This window comes from Stenotrophomonas sp. PvP093, assembly GCF_017876915.1.
GTDB classification, from domain to species: Bacteria; Pseudomonadota; Gammaproteobacteria; order Xanthomonadales; family Xanthomonadaceae; genus Stenotrophomonas; species Stenotrophomonas muris.
This window is the reverse complement of the sequence record NZ_JAGIOX010000004.1, coordinates 347,607-369,608: the sequence shown is the minus strand read 5'-3', so window position 1 is coordinate 369,608 and position 22,002 is coordinate 347,607. Positions and strand designations below refer to the sequence as shown.

Below are 22,002 nucleotides of genomic sequence, written 5' to 3'. Positions count from 1 at the left end.
CAGAGAGTGTGACGGTGCGCGCAGTAGATCCGCGCCAGGCGTGGATGCGCCTCAGTGCCGACCAACGGTCGGCACCCACCGGGGTGGGCGGTCAGCGGTCGGCACCCACCAGAGCATGCCGGCCAGCGGCCGGCACTACCCTATTCCGGTTTGTCAGGCGCCCACTGCTTGAGGAAGGCACTCACCCGCGCAGGCTGGAACGCCTCGCCCCTGCGCAGCTCGCCGGTGGCCTGCGATACCAGCAGGCCGCCATCTGCATCGAGCGCGAGCAGGTACGGGTAGTCGCGCGCCATCACCGGGTACTGGGCGAAGAAGGCGGTGTTGGGCTGCTCGTCGCTGGCGTTGACCTTCACCCACACGTAGTGGGCATCGCGGAAGCGACGCAGGTCGCCGTTGCCTTCCACCACGTCGTCCAGCGCCCGGCAGCGCTCACAGGCGGCGTTGCCGACCTCCAGCAGGATCCGCTTCTTGCCACGCTGGGCTTCCACCTTGGCGGTGGCCAGGTCGTCGGCGGGGTTGCGGGCCGGGTCGAACTGCGCGCCGAGCCCGGCGATGGCGGCGATGTCCGCCGCCACCGGGGTGTTGCCCGAGGCCACCGGTTCGCTGGGGTCAGCAACCGGTGGCTCGGTGGGTCGGGTATCCAGGGGCTGCGTGGGCTCGGCGGCGGCAGGCGGTTGCGGTTGCGAACAGGCGCCGATCAGCGCCGCACAGACCACCACCATTGCACCACCGAGCTTGCTTCGCATGCCTTCTACCCTCTCATCATTACTTGACGCCGTGCATCAGCTTGTTGATCAGCGGGGCGATCAGGAACAGCACCACGCCGGAGCCGATCAGGGCCCAGAACCCGAAGGTATACCCCTTCAGGGCCGACTCGACCGTCATGCCGCCTTCACCACTGACCACGCCGGCGAAGATGCCCGACAGGTTGTTGCCGATGCCGGTGGACAGGAACCAGCCACCCATGCCGAAGCCGACCAGGCGCACCGGGGCCAGCTTCGTCACCATCGACAGGCCGATCGGCGACAGGCACAGCTCACCCACGGACTGGATGACGTAGACCATGAACAGGGTCCAGAACGGGATCTTGCCGTCAACGACCATCTGCGACAGGGCGAACATCAGCAGCGCGAAGGCGGCGCCGTTGAACAGCAGGCCCAGGCCGAACTTGCGCGGGATGGACGGATTGGCGCGGCCCATGGCCACCCAGATCCAGGCAATGACCGGGGCCAGGGTGATGATCGCCACCGAGTTGACCGACTGGAACCACGCGGTCGGGAAGGTCCAGTCACCGAACTGGCGGTTGACGATGTTCTCGGCCAGGAAGGTGAACGAGCTGCCGGCCTGTTCGAAGAACATCCAGAACATCACGTTGAAGGCGAAGATGATCAGCATGGCGATCACGCGGTCGCGCTGCACCTTGCCTTCGCGGATGCCCTCGACCAGCAGCAGGACGGCCAGCGCGGTGAACATCGCACCCAGGATCCAGGCCAGCGCGGTGGCGCCGGTAGCCAGCAGGAAGTACGCCACCGGGATGGCGACCACGGCACCGGCCAGCACCATGATGATGCGGCCGAAGCCTTCAGCGCCGGCCGGCGGTGCACCGATGCCCTTCAGGCCGGCGCGACCGATGTAGAACCACACCAGCGAGATCAGCATGCCCACGCCCGAGGCGATGAACACGACCTTGTAGGACGGCATCGCGTCGGTACCGAACACCTTGCGGGCCAGGTACTCGGTCAGCACCGGGGCGATCATCGCGCCGATGTTGATGCCCATGTAGAAGATGGTGAAGCCGGAGTCGCGGCGCTCGTCCTTCAGGCCGTACAGCTTGCCGACCATGGTCGAGATGTTGGGCTTGAACAGGCCGTTGCCTACGATGATCGTGGCCAGGCCAAGCTTGAAGATGTGCTCCTGCGGCAGCGAGATCATGAACAGGCCTGCGGCCATGATGATCGCGCCGGTCAGGATCGAGCGCTGGTAGCCCAGTACCCGGTCGGCCACGTAGCCACCGAAGATCGCCGCGGCGTATACCAGGGCCAGGTAGGCGCCATAGATGCGGCTGGCGTCGCCTTCACCGGCAGCGCTGCCGTTGTAGAACTGGGCGACGATGTACAGCACCAACGCCCAGCGGATGCCGTAGAACGCAAAGCGCTCCCAGAACTCGGTCATGAACAGCATCCACAACGGGCGCGGGTGGCCCAGCGTGGTCTTGAAGTCCGGCAGCGCCGGCTCTGGGGTGTTCGCAGTGGCGTTTACGCTCATGCGGATTTCCTGGTTCGGTGGATGACGAGCACGTCCGCTGTGCAGTTGGAGCAACGCGCGAGGATCACCGACTTCTGCCGTTCACGTCAAATACACGCCGTTTGAGGCAGGTGCCAGCCTGCTCGCTGAACTTGCATCTGAAACGATCCAGCCAATGGCCGGGGTCCAAGCTGAATGGGGGTCAGCCCAGTTCTGCCGGGGGTGCCGCCTGCAGGCTGGTGCGCACCTGGAACAGTTCGGGGAAGAAGGTCAGCTCCAGCGCCTTGGCCAGGAAGCCCACGCCGGACGAGCCGCCGGTGCCGCGCTTGAAGCCGATCACGCGCATCACCGTGCGCATGTGTCGGAATCGCCACAGCTGGAAGGCGGTCTCCAGATCCACCAGGTCCTCGCACAGCGCGTACTCGCGCCAGTAGCGGTCGGTGTCCTGGTAGATGCGTTCGAAGACCGGCTGCAATGCGTCGTCAGCCACGTGCGGCTGGGTCCAGTCGTGGGCCTCGTAGACCGCCGGCACGGCATGGCCGAAGCGGGCCAGGTACTTCAGGAATTCCTCGTACAGGCTCGGCGCCTCCAGCACGGTGCGCAGCTGCGCCTGCCCGGCCGGGTCGTGCTCGAACACCTGCAGCATCTGCGCGTTCTTGTTGCCCAGCAGGAACTCGATGTAGCGGTACTGCAGCGACTGGAAGCCCGACGATGGGCCCAGCACGTCGCGGAAACCCATGTATTCGGACGGGGTCAGCGTTTCCAGCACCGACCACTGCTCGGTCAGCTGGCGCAGCACCTGCTTGCTGCGCGCCAGCACCTTGCGGCACTGCCAGACTTCATCGCGCTGCAGGAAGCCGATCGCCGCACGCAGTTCGTGGCCGAGCAGCTTCAGCCACAGCTCCGAGGTCTGGTGCTGGATGATGAAGAGCATCTCATCGTGGTGCGGCGGGTTGGACAGCGGCTGCTGCGCGCTGAGCAGCTGGTCCAGCCGCAGGTAGCCGCCGTAGGTCAGGCGTCCCTGCAGGTCGGTGTGGATGCCGGCTTCGAGATCGCGTTGGTTGTTGTCGACGGACATGGGCGGGACCAGATCGGGGGCGGCAAGGGTAGCGCGTTGCCGCCGCGCTGGCAGCCGCCGGGTCCATACCGGGGCGTGCGGTGCCCCGTGGAGCATTGGCCGATGCGGGGCCTGCGCGTGGAACCGATCGGGTCGTTGCGCCAGCAGTCAGCCAGAGGCGTATTCTGATGCTTTGCAGCAACGACTGAATACGTTGTTGTTATTGGCCCCCCACCCGCCGGCAGGGGTAAAACAGGGCGTTGCCGTGTTGCGGCGCAGGAAGGCTATTCCGTACGCGTTCCTTAACATGGCGATTCATATCATTTGTAACTTCTCTGTCGAAGGTGCAGTACGCAATGACGGTTGCCGCTGAATTCAAGATCGAATACCTGCAGTACCTGGATACGGACGGCAAACTCGTCCGCGATGACCTGCCCGCGTCGCTGCGCGACCCCCAGGTCCTGGTACCGCTGTTCAAGCAGATGCTGTTCGTACGTACGTTCGACAGCAAATCCATCGCACTGCAGCGCACCGGCAAGCTGGGCACCTATGCCGCCTGCCTGGGCCACGAAGCCGCGCACGTGGGTATCGGCGCGGCGATGCAGAAGGACGACGTGTTCGCGCCTTCGTACCGCGAGTATGGCGCGATGTTCATGCGTGGCGTGCGCCCGCACGACGTGCTGATGTACTGGGGCGGCGACGAACGCGGCAACGATTACGGCGGCAACGCGGCCAAGGACTTCCCGTTCTGCGTGCCGATCTCCACCCAGTGCCTGCATGCCGCAGGCGCCGCGCTGAAGTTCAAGCTCAACAAGGAACCGCAGATCGCCGTGGCGGTGTGCGGCGACGGCGGCAGCTCCAAGACCGACTTCTACGCGGCACTGAATTCGGCCGGCGCCTACAAGCTCCCGCTGATCCTGTGCATCGTCAACAACGGCTGGGCCATCTCGGTCCCGCGTTCGGCCCAGACCGGTGCCGAAACGCTGGCGCAGAAGGGCCTGGCTGGCGGCCTGCACTGCCTGCAGGTGGACGGCAACGACCTGATCGCCGTGCTGGCTGCCATGGAGCAGGCGCGCGAACGTGCGCTGGCCGGCGACGGTGGCACCGTGCTGGAACTGATGACTTACCGCCTGTCCGACCACACCACCGCCGATGACGCGCGCCGCTACCGCGACGATGCTGAAGTGAAGGATGCCTGGCAGCGCGAGCCGATGCTGCGCCTGCGCAAGTACCTGATCAACGCCGGTGTGTGGAGCGAGGATGAGGAAAGCGCCTGGGTCGCCGAGTGCGGCAAGCGCGTGGACGAGGAAGTGAACCTGTACCTCAACACGCCGGTGCAGCCGGTCGAGGCGATGTTCGACTTCCTGTATGCCGATCCGCCGCCGGACCTGCTGGCCCAGCGTGCCCAGGCGATCGCCCTGGAGAAGCGCCATGGATGAGATCAAGAACGGCGCGCCCGGCGCGCACACCAACGCCGCCGACAGCGCTGCGGTCGCGCGCGGAGAAGAGAGCATGACCACCACCCCGATCACCCTCATCGAAGCCATCACCCAGGCGCTGGCCTGGGAGCTGGAACACGACCCGTCGGTGCTGGTGCTGGGCGAGGACGTGGGCGTCAACGGCGGCGTGTTCCGCGCCACCGCCGGGCTGCAGCAGCGCTTCGGCTCGGACCGCATCCTCGATACCCCGCTGGACGAAACCACCATCGCCGGCCTGACCATCGGCCTGGCCGCACAGGGCATGAAGCCGGTGGCCGAAGCCCAGTTCGACGGCTTCATGTACCCGATGGTCGACCATATCGTCTGCCACGCGGCACGCCTGCGTTACCGCACGCGTGGCCGCCTGCACTGCCCGATGGTGCTGCGCGTGCCGTGGGGCGGTGGCATCCGCGCGCCGGAACACCACAGCGAAGCCAACGAGGCGATCTTCACCAACGTGCCGGGCCTGCGCGTGGTGCTGCCGTCGTCGCCGCAGCGTGCCTATGGCCTGCTGCTGGCCGCGATCCGCGAGCCGGATCCGGTGATCTACATGGAGCCCAAGCGCATCTACCGCCAGTACAAGGAAGTGGTCGTCAACGACGGCGAAGCCTTGCCGCTGGACGTCTGCTTCGTGCTGCGCGACGGCACCGACGTGACCCTGGTGACCTGGGGCGCGCAGGTGAAGGAAGCGCTGGAAGCGGCGGACAAGCTGGCCGGCGAAGGCATCAGTGCCGAAGTCATCGACGTGGCCACGCTGCGTCCGCTGGACTTCGCCACCATCGCCGAATCGGTGGCCAAGACCGGCCGCTGCGTGATCGTGCAGGAGGCCCCGAAGACCGCGGGCTTCGGCGCCGAGATCGCCGCGCGCCTGGCCGAGGAATCGATCTACGACCTGCTGGCACCGGTCGAGCGCGTCACTGGCTACGACACCCACATTCCGCTGTTCCGCCTGGAAATGAAGTACCTGCCGAGCGTTGAGCGGATCGTGGCTGCGGCCAAGCGCGCGGTGGCGGCCGGCTGACATGCGGGCCCGCCTTCTGGGGGCTTACCGCAGCCAGTATCCCAACCCGCTCCGGTTCCGCACCGGCCAGATCGTCGAAGTAGGTGTCCGTGACGAGGAATGGCCGGCGTTTGCCTGGGTACGCACCAACGATGGGCGCGCTGGATGGGCGCCCATCGCCTGGTTGCAGCTGCTGGACGAGGGTCGCGCCGAAGCGCTGTGCGACTACGACGCCCGCGAGCTGGATGTGGAAAGCGGCGAGATGGTGAAGCTTCATCACGAACACGGCGGGTGGTGGTGGTCCGAGCGCGCCAATGGCGCGACGGGCTGGCTGCCGGCCCGCGAACTGGAACTGCTGGAAGAGAACTGCAAATGAGCCAGACCAAGAACTTCAACCTGCCCGACCTGGGCGAAGGCCTGCCGGACGCGACCATCGTCGAGTGGTTCGTCAAGGAAGGCGATGTGATCAAGCTGGACGAGCCGCTGGTGTCGATGGAGACCGCCAAGGCCGTGGTGGAAGTGCCCTCGCCGTTCTCCGGCAAGGTGCTGAAGCTGTCCGGCGGCGCCGGCGACATCATCCCGACCGGCTCGGTGCTGGCCAGCTTCGAACTGGACCCGAACCTGCCGCAGCGAGCCGATGGCCAGGACACCGGCCACAGCCATGGCCACGCTGCACCGGCGGCCGCACCGACCCCGCCGCCGCTGCCGGCTGCGGCCGCTCCGGTTGCCGCCGAGGATGCCAAGCCCGCCGCGGCCGAGCGCGATGACGCCGGTACCGTGGTCGGCGCGATGCAGAGCTCCAATGCCGTGCATGCCGAACAGGCGCTGGCCGTCGGTGGCGTCAAGGCCGTGCCGGCCGTGCGTGCGATGGCGCGCAAGCTGGGCGTGGACCTGAGCCGCGTGGCCGCTACCGGCACCGATGGCGCGGTGACCATGGCCGACGTCAAGCAGGCTGCCGCCAACGGCAGCGCCAAGCTCGGCGCAGCTCCGGCACCGGTTGCCGCTGCTGCCTATGCCGCGCCGGCCCCGGCGCAGGTGTCTGCCCCGGTGCAGAGCGAAGCCCGCACCCCGCTGTCCGCCGCCGGCAAGCCGATGCGTACCCAGCCGCCGGGCGTGGTCGCCAAGGGCCAGCCGGAACCGCTGAAGGGCGTGCGCCGCAACATGGCACGCGTGATGGCCGATGCGCACAGCAAGGTCGTGCCGACCACGCTGAACGACGACGCCGACATCCACGCCTGGCTGCCGGGCAACGACGTCACCGCGCGCCTGGTGCGTTCGATCGTGGTCGCCGCGCAGAAGGTGCCGGCGATGAACGCCTGGTTCGACGGTGAAGCGCTGACCCGTACCCTGCACGCGCAGGTGGACATCGGCATCGCCGTGGACACCGACGACGGCCTGTTCGTGCCGGCCCTGCGCAACGCCGACATGCTCGACGCACGCGGCATCCGCGAAGGCGTCAACCGCCTGCGCGAGCAGGTGGAATCGCGTTCGATCGCGGCGTCGGAACTGAGTGGCTACACCATCTCGCTGTCCAACTTCGGCATGTTCGCCGGCCGCTACGCGACCCCGGTCGTGGTGCCGCCGTGCGTGGCCATCGTCGGTGCCGGCCGTGCCCGCCACCAGATGACCCCGGTGATGGGCGGCGTGGAAGCGCACAAGGTGATCCCGCTGTCGGTCACCTTCGACCACCGCGCAGCCACGGGTGGTGAAGCTGCCCGCTTCCTGCGCGCGATGATGGACGACCTGGCACTGGCCAGCTGATCGGCCACCTGACCGGTGGGTGCCAACCGTTGGTTGGCACATGACTTGGAGAGAACGCCGGGCATTGCCCGGCGTTTTTTTTCCGGCATCCACGCATGGCGTGGATCTACACAATGCGGGCGATCAATCGCGCGCGACCATGCCTTCGGCGCGGCTGTACACACGCAGCCGGTGGCCATCAGGGTCGGCACCGACGAAGGTGTGGCCGAACTCCAGCGTCACCGGCGACTGCAGGATCTGCACGCCGAGCCCACGCCACGCATCGTGCATCTGCTGCACGGCCTCGGGGTTTGCGACCACCATCGCCAGTTCGGCGGCGCCTGCCTGCGCAGACACCGGCGGTTGCACGTCATCGCGTTGCCACAGGCCGAGTGCGGCGCCATCGCCGAGCAGGAACAGGGCGAAGCCAGGCGACTGCTCGACCGGCGGTTTGCCGAGGATGCCGCTGTAGAAGGTGGCGCTGGTGGCGACGTCGCGCACGTACTGCAGCAGGGTGCCGGGCGTGAACATGGGGAAGCTCCGTTGTTGGGAGCGATCATGGTGGTACGGCCCTGCTGACAGATTCTGTCAGTAGCGGCGAGCGTGCTCTACTGCTGTCGCTCCTGCCCTGGTAGAGGCCGAGCCTGCTCGACTGCCGTTGCCACTGCCCTGGTAGAGGTCGAGCTTGCTCGACTGCTGTTCGCGAAGATCAAAGGCGGTCGAGCAAGCTCGCCCCCTACCAGGAGCAAAGTGCGAAGGCCGCCCTCCCCCAGAGGCAGGAAGCAGAACGCAGCAGCAGTCGAGCGGACCCGACGCTACGAACGGTCCAGCCAGTCCGGCGCGATGCCCTGCGCCTTCTGCCAGCGCCGCAGCAGCGTGGCGCGTGGTACGAGGTAGTGCTCCTCCAACACGCGCACCTGGCGGATGCGATCCAGGCGGAAATGGCGAAAATCCTCGCGGCGCTCACACCACGCCGCCAGCATCGGCACCTCATCGAAGTAGCCCAGCGCGAACGGCCAGACGATGCGCTCGCTGCGCTGGCCGTGCGCGTCCTCGTAGCCGAACTTCAGGCGCTGCTGTGAACCGACAGCCTCTCGCACGGCCTGCAGACGAGCTGGGGGAACCTTGGCCGCCGCACGCGAAGGGCCCACCCGCAGGCCACTGTCACGCAGGGCCTCGCGCCGCGCTGCGGGCAACACATGGGCGATGCGCGCCAGGGCATCGCGTGCGGCTTCGGCCAACGCGGGTTCGGTACGGGCCGCAACCCAGCGCAGGCCCAGCACCAGCGCGTCGATCTCGGCCGGTGGCAGGGTCATCGGCGGCAGGGTATCGCTCGGCGTCAGCTGGTAGCCGACGCCGGCCTCGCCGCGCAGGTCGGCGCCCTGCTCGCGCAGGGTTTCGATATCGCGGTACAGCGTGCGCAGGCTGACTCCCAGCGCGTCGGCCAGCACCTGGCCGGCCACCGGCCGCCGATGGCGGCGCAGCAGCTGTTGGAGCTGGGTCAGGCGCAGCGCACGCGACATCAGCCGGCCAGTGCGCTCGATGCCACCACGTGCTCACCCGGTTGCGGGGCCAGCGCGGCCTCGACCAGCGCCTTGGCGATCTCGCTCGCCGGGTTGATCCGCCACGCCCGCGGCAGTACCGGCCCCAGCACGCCCAGCACCTTCAGCGCGAGACGCTCACCGCGCCGCACCTCGTTGCGCTCGCCGCCGATCAACCCTGGGCGGACCAGGGTCAACGAGGTGAAGCCCAGCGCGCGCAGATCGCGCTCCAATTCACCCTTCACCCGGCTGTAGAAGATCGACGACCGCGGATCGGCACCGGCTGCGGAATTCAGCACATAGGTCTGCGCCCCCTTCGCCTGCGCCAGACGGGCGAACGCCAGCGGGTAATCATGGTCGATGCGATGGAAGGCCTCGCGGCTGCCAGCCTGGGCAATGGTGCTACCCAGCGCGCAGATGACCGCGTCCACGCCCGCCCACCCGGCGGCGGCGGGCAGCGCATCGAAGGCCAGTACCGGGTTCTCCAGCTTCCCGTGGGCTGCGCCCAACGGGCGACGGGTCGGGGCGATCACGGCGCTGCAGCGCGGGTCGTCCAGCAGCCGAGGCAGGGTCAGCCCACCGACCAGGCCGGTCGCCCCCAGCAACATCACGCGCATCACCACCTCCACTGCGGCATCCTGTCGCCCATCCTAGCCGTTCAAGCCGTCGGCGGCCGCGCCGATATGCTGGAACCAGTCCCTGCCAGCCCCCAGGATTCGCTCCATGACGGACCAGCCCGACCACCGCCCTGCCCCCGGTACCGCCCTTGGGCCGCCGGCACGCGTGCGCGCGGTGGTGGACGATGGGCTGGGCGACCGCGTGGTGCTGCAGGGCGGCGGTGGCGTGGCGCTGCAGCAGCTGTTCGCCGGTGCCGACGCGCCGGAACCGCTGCTGGCCGCGTTCGCCAACGGCATGGCCACCCTGCCCGGCGAGCTGGGCGACATGGGCGACCGCCTGCAGTCGGCGCAGGCCAGTGCCGATTGGCCGCGCTACGGGCGCGCGATGCGCCAGTTGATCGACAAGTACATCCGCACCATCGAACAGCATTCGCCGGATGGGCAACCCGAGAGCCTGCGCCTGTCCGAGCAGCTGCGGCTGCTGCTGGGCGGCGCGGTGGTGGCGCTGCTGCAGCACGACCCGGACCTGCGCGAACAGGCGCAGGCACTGGCCATGCACCTGCGCCAGTGGCAGCCAGGCACGGCGCTGGAACCGATCGAGCAGGGCGTGCGCGAACTTGGCCACCAGGTCGGCGTGCGCGCCGAGAGCTGGCAGGAGCAGCAGGCACTGCTGCTGGAGCTGTTCGCGCTGCTGCTGGAGAACGTGAGCGAGCTGCTGGATGACCGCAGCTGGCTGCAGGGCCAGATCGCCGCGGTACGCCAGCTGCTGGACGGGCCGTTGGAAGCTGAAGCGGTCGAGCGCACCCGCGCCGAACTGCGCGAAGTGATCTACAAGCAGGGCCTGCTGCGCCAGGGCATCGACGATTCGAAGGCGGCGATGCGCGGGCTGATGGGCGAGTTCATCGAGCGCATGGATGGCATGGCCACCAGCACCGGCGAGTACCACGATCGCATCGGCAGCTACGCACTGCAGCTGCGCGAGGCGCGCAGCATCGCCGACCTCAACCAGCTGCTACAGGACGTGATGCGCGACACCGGCAAGGTGCAGCAGCAGGCCGCGCAGGCGCGCGATCACCTGGCCAACGCACGGCAGGAAGTGGAGCGTGCCGAGCAGCGCATCGCCGAGCTGGAGCAGGAACTGCGCGCGGCCGGTGACCTGGCACGCATCGATCCACTGACCCAGGCGCTGAACCGCCGCGGCCTGGACGAACTGCTGCAACGCGAGCTGGCCCGTGCCGCACGCAACAACTCGCCGCTGGGCGTGGCGGTGATCGATCTGGATGATTTCCACCAGACCAACGATGCACATGGTCATGCCGGTGGCGATGCACTGCTGCAGCACCTGGTGGCCGTCTGCAAGCTGCTGCTGCGCGCCACCGATGGCATCGCGCGGCTGGGCGGCGACGAGTTCGTACTGGTGCTGCCGGAAACCCAGGGCGCCGACAGCATGGCCACGGTGCAGCGCCTTCAGCGTTCACTGGCGCATCGCGTGCTGACCGTGCAGGACCGGCGCGTACCGGTGCATTTCAGTGCCGGGCTGGCGCAATGGCAACCCGGCGACGACACCGAAACCCTGCTGCGGCGCGCGGACGACGCGCTGTATGCCGCCAAGCGGCAGGGCAAGAACCGCGTGCAGGCAGGCTGACCGTCCGGCCCGCAGCAAACTACGTTGGTAGATGCCAAACTTGGTTGGCACACGCAGAAACAAAGCGCCGACCAAGGTCGGCCTCTACCCGGCGACCCGCCGGCGATGATCCCGACCACCCTGAACCGCTTTGGTAGGTGCCAACCTTGGTTGGCACACGCAGGAAACAAAGCGCCGACCAAGGTCGGCCTCTACCGGGGAACCCGCCGGCGACGATGCCGACCACCTTGAACCGCTTTGGTAGGTGCCAACCTTGGTTGGCACGCGTGGGAAACAAAGCGCCGACCAAGGTCGGCCTCTACCGGGAACCTGCCGGCGACTACTTGCCGCGCAGCTTCTGGAACCCGGTCACCGCCGCCAGCACGATGGCGCCGGCGATGATGCCCACCACCATGTTGCCCGCCGCGCTGACCAGCCAGCCCCACTGGCCCTCGCCGCCCAGCGCCTGTACTGCGTGGTGCAGCGCCGGCACGTTGTGCACCAGGATGCCGCCGCCGACCAGGAACATGGCAATGGTGCCGGCCACCGACAGGAACTTCATCAGCCACGGTGCCGACGCGACCAGGCCGCGACCGAAGGCGGCAACAGCCCCACCCTTGCGCGACAGGTACAGGCCCACGTCATCCAGCTTGACGATGCCCGCCACCAGCCCATAGACGAAGACCGTCATCGCCAGTGCAACCACGGCCAGCGTGACCAGCTGGTTGGTGAACGATGCGGTGGCGACCACGCCCAGGGTCAGTACGATGATCTCGGCCGAAAGGATGAAGTCGGTGCGGATCGCACCCTTCACCTTGTCCTTCTCCCACGCGACCATGTCCACCTGCGCGTCGGCCAGCGCCCTGCGGCGTTCGGTCTGGCGCTCGGCATCGTCGTCGGCCGAATGCAGGAAGCGGTGCGCCAGCTTCTCCACGCCCTCGAAGCACAGGAAGGCACCACCGATCATCATCAGCGGCACGATCAGGGGCACGTTCCAGCCGCGGCTGTGCAGCCAGGCTTCCAGCGCACTGATCGCCAGGGCCGCCGGCACCAGGATCACCTTGTTGACCAGCGAGCCCTTGGCCACCGCCCAGACCACCGGCAGTTCGCGGTTGGCGTTGACCCCGGTGACCTGCTGCGCGTTCAGCGCCAGATCGTCACCGAGCACGCCGGCGGTCTTCTTCGCGGCGACCTTGGTCAGCACCGAGACATCGTCGAGCAGGGTGGCGATATCGTCGAGCAGGGCGAACAGGCTGGCACCGGCCATGGGGCGTCCAAGAAAGGGAATAGGCGGATTCTGACCGATCCGGTGTGGACTGCGGAAGACACCGGGTTCACCGCATGCCCACCGCCCCCCGGCGACACTGCGGAATCCGGACATTGCCGGCCCGCAGCCGGCGCTACCTGTCTTCGTCGCATGGGAGTCCCGCTTGAGCAATCCGTCCGCCGCCAATGGCAATCCCCCGCTGGTCAAAGGCATGAGCCGGCGCAGCCAGATCCTGCGCCTGCTGATGCGCTACCGCCATTCGGGCGTGTTCTCGGGCATGAACCTGGATGCGGCAAGCAACCAGGCCGACGTGCCCGCCGACGGCAATCCGGAACAGTTCGTCAGCGACCTGGAAGCGTTGGGGCCGACCTTCGTCAAGCTGGGCCAGATGCTATCCACGCGGCCGGACATGGTGCCGGTGGAGTTCGCCACGGCGCTGGAGCGCATGCAGGAGAAGGTGGCGCCGATCCCGGTCGAGCGCATCCACGCGATCATCGAGCAGGAACTGGGCGTAGGGGTGAACAAGCTGTTTGCCTCGTTCGATCCCGAGCCGTTGGGCTGTGCTTCGATCGCGCAGGTACATCGCGCGGTGCTGCACGATGGCCGCCAGGTGGCGGTGAAAGTGCAGAAGCCCGAAGTGGCCGCGCAGCTGCGCTCGGACCTGGAGGCACTGCGCAGCTTCGCGCTGGCCGCCGACCACCTGACCCAGGTCGGACGCCGCGTGCGCCTGCGCGACTGGCTCAACGAGTTCGCCAAGACCCTGATGCAGGAGCTGGATTACCACGCCGAGGCCGAGAACCTGGCGCGCTTCGGACGGCACCTGCGGCCGTTCCGCCGGTTGTGGGTGCCGCAGCCGATCTGGGACTACAGCAGCCAGCGCGTGCTGACGATGGAGCTTGCCACCGGCGTGCGCGTGGATGCGATCTCCGGCGTACGCCGCACCGAGCAGGACATGGACCCGTTGGCGGCGGCGCTGATCCGCGGCTACCTGGACCAGATCTTCGTGCATGGCGAGATCCATGCAGACCCGCACCCGGGCAACCTGCGGGTGATGCCCGACGGCCGGCTGGCGATCTTCGACCTGGGCATGGTCGCGCACATGCCGCCGCGCCTGCGCGAGCGTCTGCTGAAGATCCTGTTCGCGGCGGTCGACGGCCGTGGCGAGGAAGTGGCCGATGACCTGATCAGTATCAGCACGCGGCTGGAGGCCTTCGATGAAGAGCGCTACCTGCGCGAAACCGGTCAGCTGATCGCGCGCTATGCGGCCAGTGGCAGCTTCTCCGAAGGCCGCGTGGTGCTGGACATGGTGCGCATCGCCACCGCCTGCGGCCTGCGCACGCCGCCGGAACTGAGCCTGCTCGGCAAGGCCCTGCTCAACCTGGAAACCGTGTGCCGGCTGCTGGCGCCAGAGCTGGACACGCGCCGCATCGTCGAGCGCCAGCTGCAGCACGTGATGCGTGCGCGCCTGAAGAAATCGCTGTCTGCAGCCAACATCGCCAGCGAGGCGATGGAGCTGCAGCAGCTGCTGCGTGATGGGCCGCGCAAGCTGTCGGACATCATGGCGCTGCTGGCCGAGAACCGCCTGCAGATGAAGGTCACCGGCCTGGAAGAATCGCGGCTGATGGAGAACCTGCAGAAGATCGCCAACCGCGTGGCGGCCGGCATCATCAGCGCCGCATTGATCATGGCCGCCGCGATGATGATGAGGATCGACACCGGCTGGCACCTGTTCGGTTACCCGCTCATCGCCCTGATCCTGTTGTTCATCGGCGTGGTGCTCGGCCTGGGCATCGTAACCAGTGCATTGCTGTTCGACCGTCGTGCGCGGGCACGCGAAGAACGCGGGCATCGCTAGCGCATCGACGAAAACGCCCGTATTCATGCAGTTTTTAATGCAATCCAGCCACCCCTTTCACGCTCGTTTTACCTTCTGAGCGCGATTACGCGCGCGTCATTTCAACAAACATTTCAGTCAGGTTCGTGCATGCACTATCGGGTCATCGGCCTGTCACATGCATGTGCTTGCGGCAGCGCCGGTCGGATGGACACGCGTCGGTACGACGTCCATCACCACCACCCCGTCACTGCCGAAGCTGCCTATGCTCTGGATACTGCTGCTGTCGTTGTTGCTGTTGTGCTGGTTGTTCCTCGCGTCCGACAAGTGGGTGTGGTGGAAGGCCGGCGCGTTCTCGCTGCTGCTGCTCATGCTCAGCGCGTGGTGGCTGATCGACAAGCTGTCCGGTGATGGGCTCAATGCCGCCACCCTGTACCACCTCGGCGCCGACATGGAAGGTGCCGGTGTCTCCGACTTCAAGGGCTACATCGCCGGCTTCATCGTGTTGGCGCTGGTCTCGCTGCTGCCACTGTTCGCCACACGGGTGAAGCGCTGGCGCCGGCCCGGCCACGGTGGCGCGTTGTTCGCCGGTTTCGCGGCCGTGTGGGTGGCCACGATCATGATCAGCCCGCTGGCCCGTGACGGCCAGCGCCTGTACCAGCAGCTGCGCCCGGTCGACTTCGCCCGCATCGCCCCTGAGTACCAGGTGCCGACGCAGCCGCTACAGCGCCCGCGCAACATCGTCTGGATTTACGGCGAAAGCCTGGAACGCACCTATCTGGACGAGGCCGTGTTTCCCGGCCTGATGCCCAACCTCAACCGCCTGGCGTCCGAGTCGCTGGACGTGCGTGGGCTGGCCTCGGCCGAAGGCAGCGGCTGGACCATCGCCGGCCTGGTGTCGTCGATGTGCGGCGTGCCGCTGACCACCTCGCAGGGCGATGAAAACAGCATGGACCGCATGGGCAGCTTCCTGCCCAAGGCGGTGTGCCTGGGCGACTACCTGAAGCAGCAGGGCTACACCAACCATTACCTGGGTGGGGCCAACGGCCAGTTCGCCGGCAAGGGCCAGTTCCTGGCCAGCCACGGCTTTGATGAAGTGCATGACCTCGCTTGGTTCAAGCAGCAGAAGAAGATCGGCCGCATCCACTACTCGGCCTGGGGCGTGCACGACGACGTGCTGCTGGATACCGCCTACCAGCGCTTCGAACAGCTCTCGCGCGCCGGTTCACCGTTCATGCTGACCACGCTGACCATGGACACCCACCACCCGGCGGGCCACCTGCCGGTATCGTGCAAGGGCGAGCGCTACCAGAGCCAGTACGGCAACATCAACATGCTCAACGCGCTCAAGTGCAGCGACCGGCTGATCTCGCAGCTTGTGCAGCGCATCCAGGCCAGCCCGTACGGCAAGGACACGCTGATCGTGATCGCCTCCGACCACCTGGCGATGCCCAACGATCTGACCCACATCCTGACCCGGCAGAAGCGCGAGAACCTGCTGCTGTTCCTGGGCGATGGCATTGCCCCGCAGCAGCTCAGCGCCGACGCCGGCACCACCCTGGATTCGGGTGCGACCCTGCTCAGCCTGCTGGACCCGAACCTGAAGACGATGGGCTTTGGCCGCTCGCTGATCGACAGCCAACGCGCACCCAGCGCCAGCGTGGCGGCCAGGCGCGATGGTGGCCGCGACTACCCGCAGTACCTGGCCTTCGCCCGCTCACTGTGGCTGGGTGAACCGACCCGCGAACTGAAGATCGATGGCGATGACCAGGTCGTGGTCGGCCTGCAGCACGTGCAGCCGCCGGTGCTGCTGGAGTACGACAAGGACTGGGGGCTGAAGTCGGTCTACCTGGAGAATACCTCGCGCCAGTTCGATGACGCGGATCCGGACAACACGCTGGCCTATGTTGATCGCTGCACCGCATTCGAGGACGGCTCGGCCGACGGCGACTGGTGTGCGCTGCTCGTCAACCGCGACAACGGCATCAAGCTGTACCGCGACAACGACCTGCGCGGCGGCATCGCGGTCGATGCACCGCTGGATGCGTTCCAGGGCCCGCGCCCGAGCGTGCGCCAGGCGCACATGATCACCCAGAAGGGCCGCCGCACCCGTGCCGGCCAGTACATGCTGCAGCTGGTGGCGAGCACGCGCCCGGATCGCGGTTTCTGGATCGAGGCGGTGTCCTCGCAGCGCAAGGTGGTGCTGGCCCAGCAGTGGGTGCAACCCGATGCCGACGGCAAGATCAACGTGTCGTTTGGGCTGGACCACGAAGTGGATGATCTGGAGATCCGCGCGTGGTTGAACCATGCCGAGAAGCTGGCGGTGGATACGTTCGCACTGGTGCCCTCGCGCAGCCGACCACGGGGATAGGGTTCTTTGCAGGGCTGCGCCCTGCACCCGTGGTAGTGCCGGCCGCTGGCCGGCAACCTCAGAAGCAACGGCAACAGCGTGCAATCCGTGGTTTGGCGGGGCGGTGTCGACCTTGGTCGACACACTCTGTCAGATATCGAAAATCAAGATGGGGTCAGATCCGTTTTCCTCCGGAAAACGGATCTGACCCCAAGAGCATTTCCGACAGATCGCGGGAAACTGTCGAAGGCGGGGCGGGTCCGGTCGCGGGAGTGTCCGCGGCATGGATGCCGCGGCCAAGCCCCCATGGGTGAGGGCGCTTTGCTTGTGAAGCACTGCTTCGCAAGCGCCCGAACGCACAGCCGCCAGCGGCTGGGCCGGCCTGGGGGTTTACGGCGCCTCCCGCAACCGGACCCACCCCGCCATCCCGCAGGAAATCAGCTGTTGCTGTTGAAGTTGCCGGCCAGCGGCCGGCACTACCGCGGGTGCAGGGCGCAGCCCTGCAAAACAACCCCTACTCCTGCGGGTCGCGGATGATGTGGATGTCGGTCGGGGTCGACAGCGGAATGTTACGCTCGGCCAGGATCTGCAGCAGGCTGAAGTACAGATCGCTGCGGGTTGCATACACCTGCCGCGGGCTGGCCACGTACGCGAAACTGTTGATGGTGATCTGGCCACCGGCAATGCTGTCGATGTAGACCGTCGGCGCCGGCTGCTTCAGCACGTTGGTGTGCGCGGTGTACGCATCCAGCAGCGCCTGCCGCAGGTTGCCGACATCAGTGCTGGGCGGCACCGCGAACTGGATCTGGATGCGGCCCTGGTTGTTGCCCATCGTCATGTTGCGCACGGTCTTGGTGACCAGCTCGGAGTTGGGCACGATCAGCGTCGACTTGTCGCCCACCTGGATCTCGGTCGATCGCAGGCTGATGCGGCGGATGTCGCCCTCCTGGTCACCCAGCTTCACCCAGTCGCCGATCTTCACCGGGCGCTCGGCCAGCAGGATCAGGCCGGAGACGAAATTCTGGGTGATCACCTGCAGGCCGAAGCCAATACCCACCGACAGTGCGCTGACCAGCAGGGCCAGCTTGCTCAGCTGCAGCCCCATCGCCGACAGCGCCCAGATCACCGCGATGATGATGCCCACGTATCGGGCAACGGTGCTCACCGAATTGCGCGCGCCCAGGTCCAGCTCGGTCTTGGGCAGATAGGTGTCGGTCAGCCAGCGCTGCACCAGCTGGGTGATCGCCAGGCCGGCCAGCAGCGCCAGTACCGCCAACACGATCCCCGCCGGTGCCAGCTTGGTGCCACCGATATCGAATCCGGTCGTGAACAGTGAAGTGAAGCGCTCCACCACCGCGCCGATGTTGCCGAACGGTGCCACCAGCGCCAGCAGCGCGATCAGTACGACGATGGTACGCAGCGCTGCCGACAGCAGCACGCCCGCCTGTTCCAGCCGCGATACGCTCAGGCCGGTGCTGAGCAGGATGGTCTGGCCGACCTTGCTGTCGGCGTTGAGCATCCACGTGCTCAGGTCATCGACGAACTTGAACAGCAACGTCGCGGCCAACACCACGATGCTGCCGCCGATCAATTGCTGGTTCACGAACTTGGCGAAATTCAGGTAGCCCAGCAATGTGGCAATGATGGCGGCCACCACCGCGATGTTGCCCGCTACCCGGGCCAGTACCAGCCAGCTGCTGCGGCGCACCGGCGTGGCTGCACCCACGCCATCGGCCTGCGCTTCCAGCTTGGCCTCGGCCTCGGCGGTCTGCCGGCGATGCAGGCGCGCCAGGGTCACCAGCATGGCCATGATCAGGCCGAGGTAAGTCAGCGCAATCAGTCCGTCCAGCGCCACCGTGGTGACGTCGCTGGTGCGCGTGGCCTGGTCCAGGGCCACCAGCACCGTGCTCAGCCAGGCCAGCGCCGCCGCGCCCCAGGCGTACTTGCGCAGCTTCAGCGCGGCGGTGTCGTCCAGGTTCAACAGCCGCCATGACGGGCGCTTGGGCACCAGCAGGCAGGCGCTGAGTGCGGCGATGAAGGCCGCGCGGAACGTTGCGGTCTCCAGGCCGTCGGCTACCACCTGCAGGCGCGGCGCGATCGCATCGATGGCATCCAGCGCCGCCATCAGCACCACCACGGCGTAACCGGGCAGCAGCGTGCCCACCAGCAGCAGCCACATGGCCAGGCCGGACCGGCGCAGGCGACCATCGGGCGCACGCTCGGACGCAGCAAAGCGGCGTCCCAGCCTGCGCAGCCACAGCCGCAACGGGAACATCATCACCAGCGCGGCCAGCAGGCCCAGCAACGGCGTGCCCCAGCCATGGGCGCGGATACCGGCGACCAGCGCATCGCGGCCCTGCCCGGCCAATGGCACAACCCGCGCGATATCGATCGGCAGACGCTCGGCCACCTTGCTCCACAGCGCGGGCGACAACGGCGAGGCCACCTTCTGGCCCAGTTCTTCCGTGCGCTGCGCGGCTCGCTGCTGCTCGATGTCCGCCGCCAGCTGCTGCGCACGCACGGCACTGGCCTTGGCCTGCACCACCGAAGCGGCCAGGCCGTCACGCTGTTTGGTGAGGGTGCGCCGTTGCGCCGCCAGCTCCGGCGGCTCAGCGGCCCCTTCTGCCGGCGTTCCCAGCTGCGCCAGCTGTTCGTTGAGTCGGTCCAGCTGCGGCTGCAGCGCCTTTTCCAGCGCCTCGGCATCGCGCCGTGCCTGCGAGGCATTCTCGGACAGCATCGCCAGCGTCTCGGTGGCTTCTGCATCGCCACGCTTGCGCTCCACATCCTTCAGGCTGGAATCGATATCCGCCAGCTGCTGCTTCGGCGTGGGGTCCTCATCCTGCGCCAGCACCGGCGCGGACAGCAGGAAGGCGGTGCACAGCAGCAGGACCCACCAGGGCCCCCGTGCACGGATCGATCGCAGGAAAGAAGACACGCAGCCACACCGGTTCGCGCGGACCACCGCGCCTGCGCGCGACTATACGGCAGAGCCGGTCAAGGCCGGATGGGCGGCCCCGCCAGCGTCGCGCATCAGTACTTCAGGCGAAGCTCTTCCACCGTCGGCTGCTGCAGCGCATACCAGTCCTGGAACTCTTCCTCGGTGATCTCATCGGGCGCGTACACCGCCACCGGGTGCCAGTCGTGGTCGGTCGGCAGCGGCTGGCGCGGGCCGGCGCGCAGGCTGTAACTCACACCTTCGTAGTCGACCAGTTCGTCGACCTGCGGCCACTGTTCGCGCGCGAACGCAGATTCACTCTTCAACAGGATCACCTGGTACATCGGCACCTCCACCTCGGTTGGATCAGGAAAACACGGCGCTGGCGGCAGGATACCCCCAGGCCGGTGACAACGGGCGCTCCGCCGGGGCGACGGAACGTTCTGGACACGGCCATCGCCCCGGCTTCACCCGCCCATGGCAAGGCCATCGGCATCGTGGAGGCCCACCCCTGCCACGACCGCCGATGACCGAGCACCCGCCGCTGAAAACCGTCGCCGACCTCAAGCTGCCGCGCTACCTGGGCACCTGGTACGAGATCGCACGCCTGCCGATGCGCCACGAGCCGGAAGGCTGCACCGACGTATCGGCGCACTACACCCTGCTCGACAACGGCAACGTCGGCGTCACCAACCGCTGCCGCATGGACGGCGAGATCGAAGAGGCCACCGGCGAGGCCTGCGCTGTCGACAACGACAGCGCGCGGCTGGAGGTCAGCTTCCTGCCCAAGGGCCTGCGCTGGCTGCCGTTCGCCAAGGGCGACTACTGGGTGATCCAGATCGCCCCGGACTACAGCGTGTCGCTGGTCGGCAGCCCGGATCGCAAGTACCTGTGGCTGCTGGCGCGCGAGCCGCGCCTGGACGCGACCGTGCAGGACCATTATCTGGCGGCGGCCCGCCTGCAGGGCTTCGATCTGTCCGAACTGATCCAGACGCCACATACCGGCAAACCCACAGCCTGAGCCCCACGCACGCATGGACCTGAAAAGCGGTTACCCGTGGTGGGCCGTACGCAACGGACTGATCCAGGCGTTCCCCCCGCTGGAGAAGGATCTGCGCTGCGATGTGCTGGTGGTCGGTGGCGGCATCACCGGCGCGCTGATTGCCGACGAGCTGTCCCACCATGGCCATGACGTGGCCGTGATCGAGCAGCGTGACATCGGCTGGGGCAGCACGGCGGCCAGCACCGCGCTGCTGCAGTACGAGATCGATACCCATCTGCTCGAACTGGCCGAACGCTACGGGCAAGACGCCGCAGCACGGGCGTACCGGGCCTGCGCGGAGGCAATCCCGGCACTGGGCGAAGTGGCACGCGGGTTGAAGGACGTGGATTTCCAGCGCATGGACAGCCTGTACCTGGCCAGCCGCCATCGCGACGTGCCGCGCCTGATGGCCGAAGGTGAGGCGCGGCGCAGCATCGGCCTGGATGCCCGCTGGCTGGACCGCGAAGCGCTTCGCGAGCGTTTCGACGTGGATGCCGGCGGCGCCCTGCTGACCCGCCAGGCGGCGCGGGTCGATCCCTACTGTCTCACCTACGGCCTGCTCAAACGAGTGCGCCGCCGCGGCGGCCATGTGCACGACCGCACCGTGCTGCACACGCTCAAGCCTGGCGCGCAGGGCGTAACCGCGATGACCGAGGCCGGCGCCTCGGTCCGTGCCCGCCACGTGGTCCTGGCCATGGGCTATGCCAACCAGACGTGGCTGGAACAGCGGGTTGCGCGCAACCGCAGCAGCTATGCCTTCATCACCGATCCCATCGAAGCGGACGTGCTCGGCAGGCTGCGCAACACGATGGTGTGGGAAAGCGCCCGCCCGTACCTGTACCTGCGCGCCACCGGCGACCGCCGCCTGCTGGTGGGTGGGCTGGACGACGCCATCGATATCCCCGCCCGGCGCGACCGGCGCGTTGATGGCAAGGCCGGCAAGCTGATGAAGCAGCTGCGGCACTGGTTCCCGCGACTGGATCCGATACCCGCCTTTTCCTGGGCCGGCACCTTCGCCGAAACCGCCGACGGCCTGCCCTTCTTCGGCCCGCACGCGCAGTGGGGACCGCGGGTCCATTTCGCCATGGCCTACGGCGGCAACGGCATCACTTATTCGATGATCGGCGCCCAGCTGCTGCGGGCCCGGATCGAGCGGCGCAAGCATGCGCTGGAAAGGCTGTTCGGGTTCGGGCGGTTGTGACCTGCAGCCGGCCGCGGCCGGCTCTACCCCAATCCGGCGCCGACAGGCATCATTCAAGCAACCCCTGCTAGC

The 22,002-nt window shown here is 67.4% G+C and carries 18 protein-coding genes; 9 read left to right on the top strand and 9 right to left on the bottom strand.

Annotated features, from left to right (window positions below):
* Positions 1-140: 140 nt before the first annotated feature.
* From J3A72_RS04385 to J3A72_RS04375, 3 genes are all read right to left on the bottom strand, one after another.
* Entirely contained in the window at positions 141-746 is a 606-nt protein-coding gene (locus tag J3A72_RS04385) for a thioredoxin family protein (protein ID WP_075076647.1), read from the bottom strand.
* Between the two features lie 19 nt (positions 747-765).
* Positions 766-2,265: an oligopeptide:H+ symporter gene (locus tag J3A72_RS04380; RefSeq protein ID WP_005411345.1), complete on the bottom strand. Its 1,500-nt coding sequence runs from the start codon at positions 2,263-2,265 to the stop codon at positions 766-768.
* Positions 2,266-2,446: 181 nt separating this feature from the next.
* Positions 2,447-3,322 (bottom strand): tryptophan 2,3-dioxygenase family protein, encoded by an 876-nt coding sequence (locus J3A72_RS04375; RefSeq protein ID WP_049415479.1) that lies wholly within the window; start codon positions 3,320-3,322, stop codon positions 2,447-2,449.
* Between the two features lie 335 nt (positions 3,323-3,657).
* Here J3A72_RS04375 and pdhA point away from each other — a divergent pair, with 335 nt between their 5' ends.
* The 4 genes from pdhA to J3A72_RS04355 are packed head-to-tail and all read left to right on the top strand — an operon-like array spanning position 3,658 to position 7,540.
* Positions 3,658-4,740: a pyruvate dehydrogenase (acetyl-transferring) E1 component subunit alpha gene (pdhA, locus tag J3A72_RS04370; protein ID WP_049404539.1), complete on the top strand. Its 1,083-nt coding sequence runs from the start codon at positions 3,658-3,660 to the stop codon at positions 4,738-4,740.
* Positions 4,733-5,800 (top strand): alpha-ketoacid dehydrogenase subunit beta, encoded by a 1,068-nt coding sequence (locus J3A72_RS04365; RefSeq protein WP_005414714.1) that lies wholly within the window; start codon positions 4,733-4,735, stop codon positions 5,798-5,800. The genes pdhA and J3A72_RS04365 overlap by 8 nt, the downstream gene beginning before the upstream one ends.
* A 1-nt stretch (position 5,801) precedes the next feature.
* Positions 5,802-6,155 (top strand): SH3 domain-containing protein, encoded by a 354-nt coding sequence (locus tag J3A72_RS04360; protein ID WP_012512332.1) that lies wholly within the window; start codon positions 5,802-5,804, stop codon positions 6,153-6,155.
* On the top strand, positions 6,152-7,540 hold the full coding sequence (locus J3A72_RS04355; RefSeq protein ID WP_075076648.1) for a dihydrolipoamide acetyltransferase family protein: 1,389 nt from the start codon (positions 6,152-6,154) through the stop codon (positions 7,538-7,540). Before J3A72_RS04360 ends, J3A72_RS04355 begins: the two co-directional genes overlap by 4 nt.
* 123 nt (positions 7,541-7,663) lie before the next feature.
* Here J3A72_RS04355 and J3A72_RS04350 read toward each other — a convergent pair whose 3' ends face one another.
* From J3A72_RS04350 to J3A72_RS04340, 3 genes are all read right to left on the bottom strand, one after another.
* Complete coding sequence (locus J3A72_RS04350) at positions 7,664-8,050, bottom strand: VOC family protein (protein ID WP_075076649.1); 387 nt, start codon at positions 8,048-8,050, stop codon at positions 7,664-7,666.
* Between the two features lie 284 nt (positions 8,051-8,334).
* On the bottom strand, positions 8,335-9,042 hold the full coding sequence (locus J3A72_RS04345) for a YafY family protein (protein WP_014648693.1): 708 nt from the start codon (positions 9,040-9,042) through the stop codon (positions 8,335-8,337).
* The gene (locus tag J3A72_RS04340) at positions 9,042-9,677 is read right to left on the bottom strand and encodes an NAD-dependent dehydratase (RefSeq protein ID WP_172617726.1); all 636 of its coding nucleotides are present in this window, start codon (positions 9,675-9,677) and stop codon (positions 9,042-9,044) included. The genes J3A72_RS04345 and J3A72_RS04340 overlap by 1 nt, the downstream gene beginning before the upstream one ends.
* A gap of 106 nt (positions 9,678-9,783) precedes the next feature.
* Between J3A72_RS04340 and J3A72_RS04335 the strand changes: the two genes are divergently transcribed.
* The gene (locus J3A72_RS04335; protein WP_014648695.1) at positions 9,784-11,322 is read left to right on the top strand and encodes a GGDEF domain-containing protein; all 1,539 of its coding nucleotides are present in this window, start codon (positions 9,784-9,786) and stop codon (positions 11,320-11,322) included.
* 319 nt (positions 11,323-11,641) lie between these two features.
* Here the strand turns inward: J3A72_RS04335 and J3A72_RS04330 are convergent, their stop codons facing one another.
* Positions 11,642-12,568 carry a DUF808 domain-containing protein gene (locus J3A72_RS04330; protein ID WP_075076651.1) on the bottom strand — a complete coding sequence of 309 codons (927 nt, stop codon included), beginning with the start codon at positions 12,566-12,568 and terminating at the stop codon, positions 11,642-11,644.
* A gap of 211 nt (positions 12,569-12,779) precedes the next feature.
* Here J3A72_RS04330 and J3A72_RS04325 point away from each other — a divergent pair, with 211 nt between their 5' ends.
* Both J3A72_RS04325 and J3A72_RS04320 read left to right on the top strand, forming a co-directional pair.
* Entirely contained in the window at positions 12,780-14,423 is a 1,644-nt protein-coding gene (locus tag J3A72_RS04325) for an AarF/UbiB family protein (protein WP_227863714.1), read from the top strand.
* 244 nt (positions 14,424-14,667) lie between these two features.
* Positions 14,668-16,773, top strand: a complete 2,106-nt coding sequence (locus J3A72_RS04320) for a phosphoglycerol transferase I (RefSeq protein ID WP_053496302.1) — start codon at positions 14,668-14,670, stop codon at positions 16,771-16,773.
* Positions 16,774-17,266: 493 nt separating this feature from the next.
* On the opposite strand, the gene J3A72_RS04315 is transcribed toward J3A72_RS04320, so the two are convergent.
* Both J3A72_RS04315 and J3A72_RS04310 read right to left on the bottom strand, forming a co-directional pair.
* Positions 17,267-19,687: a DUF3772 domain-containing protein gene (locus J3A72_RS04315; protein ID WP_075075884.1), complete on the bottom strand. Its 2,421-nt coding sequence runs from the start codon at positions 19,685-19,687 to the stop codon at positions 17,267-17,269.
* Between the two features lie 95 nt (positions 19,688-19,782).
* Positions 19,783-20,031 (bottom strand): hypothetical protein, encoded by a 249-nt coding sequence (locus J3A72_RS04310; RefSeq protein WP_014648700.1) that lies wholly within the window; start codon positions 20,029-20,031, stop codon positions 19,783-19,785.
* Positions 20,032-20,213: 182 nt separating this feature from the next.
* Here J3A72_RS04310 and J3A72_RS04305 point away from each other — a divergent pair, with 182 nt between their 5' ends.
* Positions 20,214-20,708 (top strand): lipocalin family protein, encoded by a 495-nt coding sequence (locus tag J3A72_RS04305; RefSeq protein ID WP_032958822.1) that lies wholly within the window; start codon positions 20,214-20,216, stop codon positions 20,706-20,708.
* Positions 20,709-20,721: 13 nt separating this feature from the next.
* Positions 20,722-21,930 carry an FAD-dependent oxidoreductase gene (locus J3A72_RS04300; RefSeq protein WP_032958821.1) on the top strand — a complete coding sequence of 403 codons (1,209 nt, stop codon included), beginning with the start codon at positions 20,722-20,724 and terminating at the stop codon, positions 21,928-21,930.
* Positions 21,931-22,002: the final 72 nt, after the last annotated feature.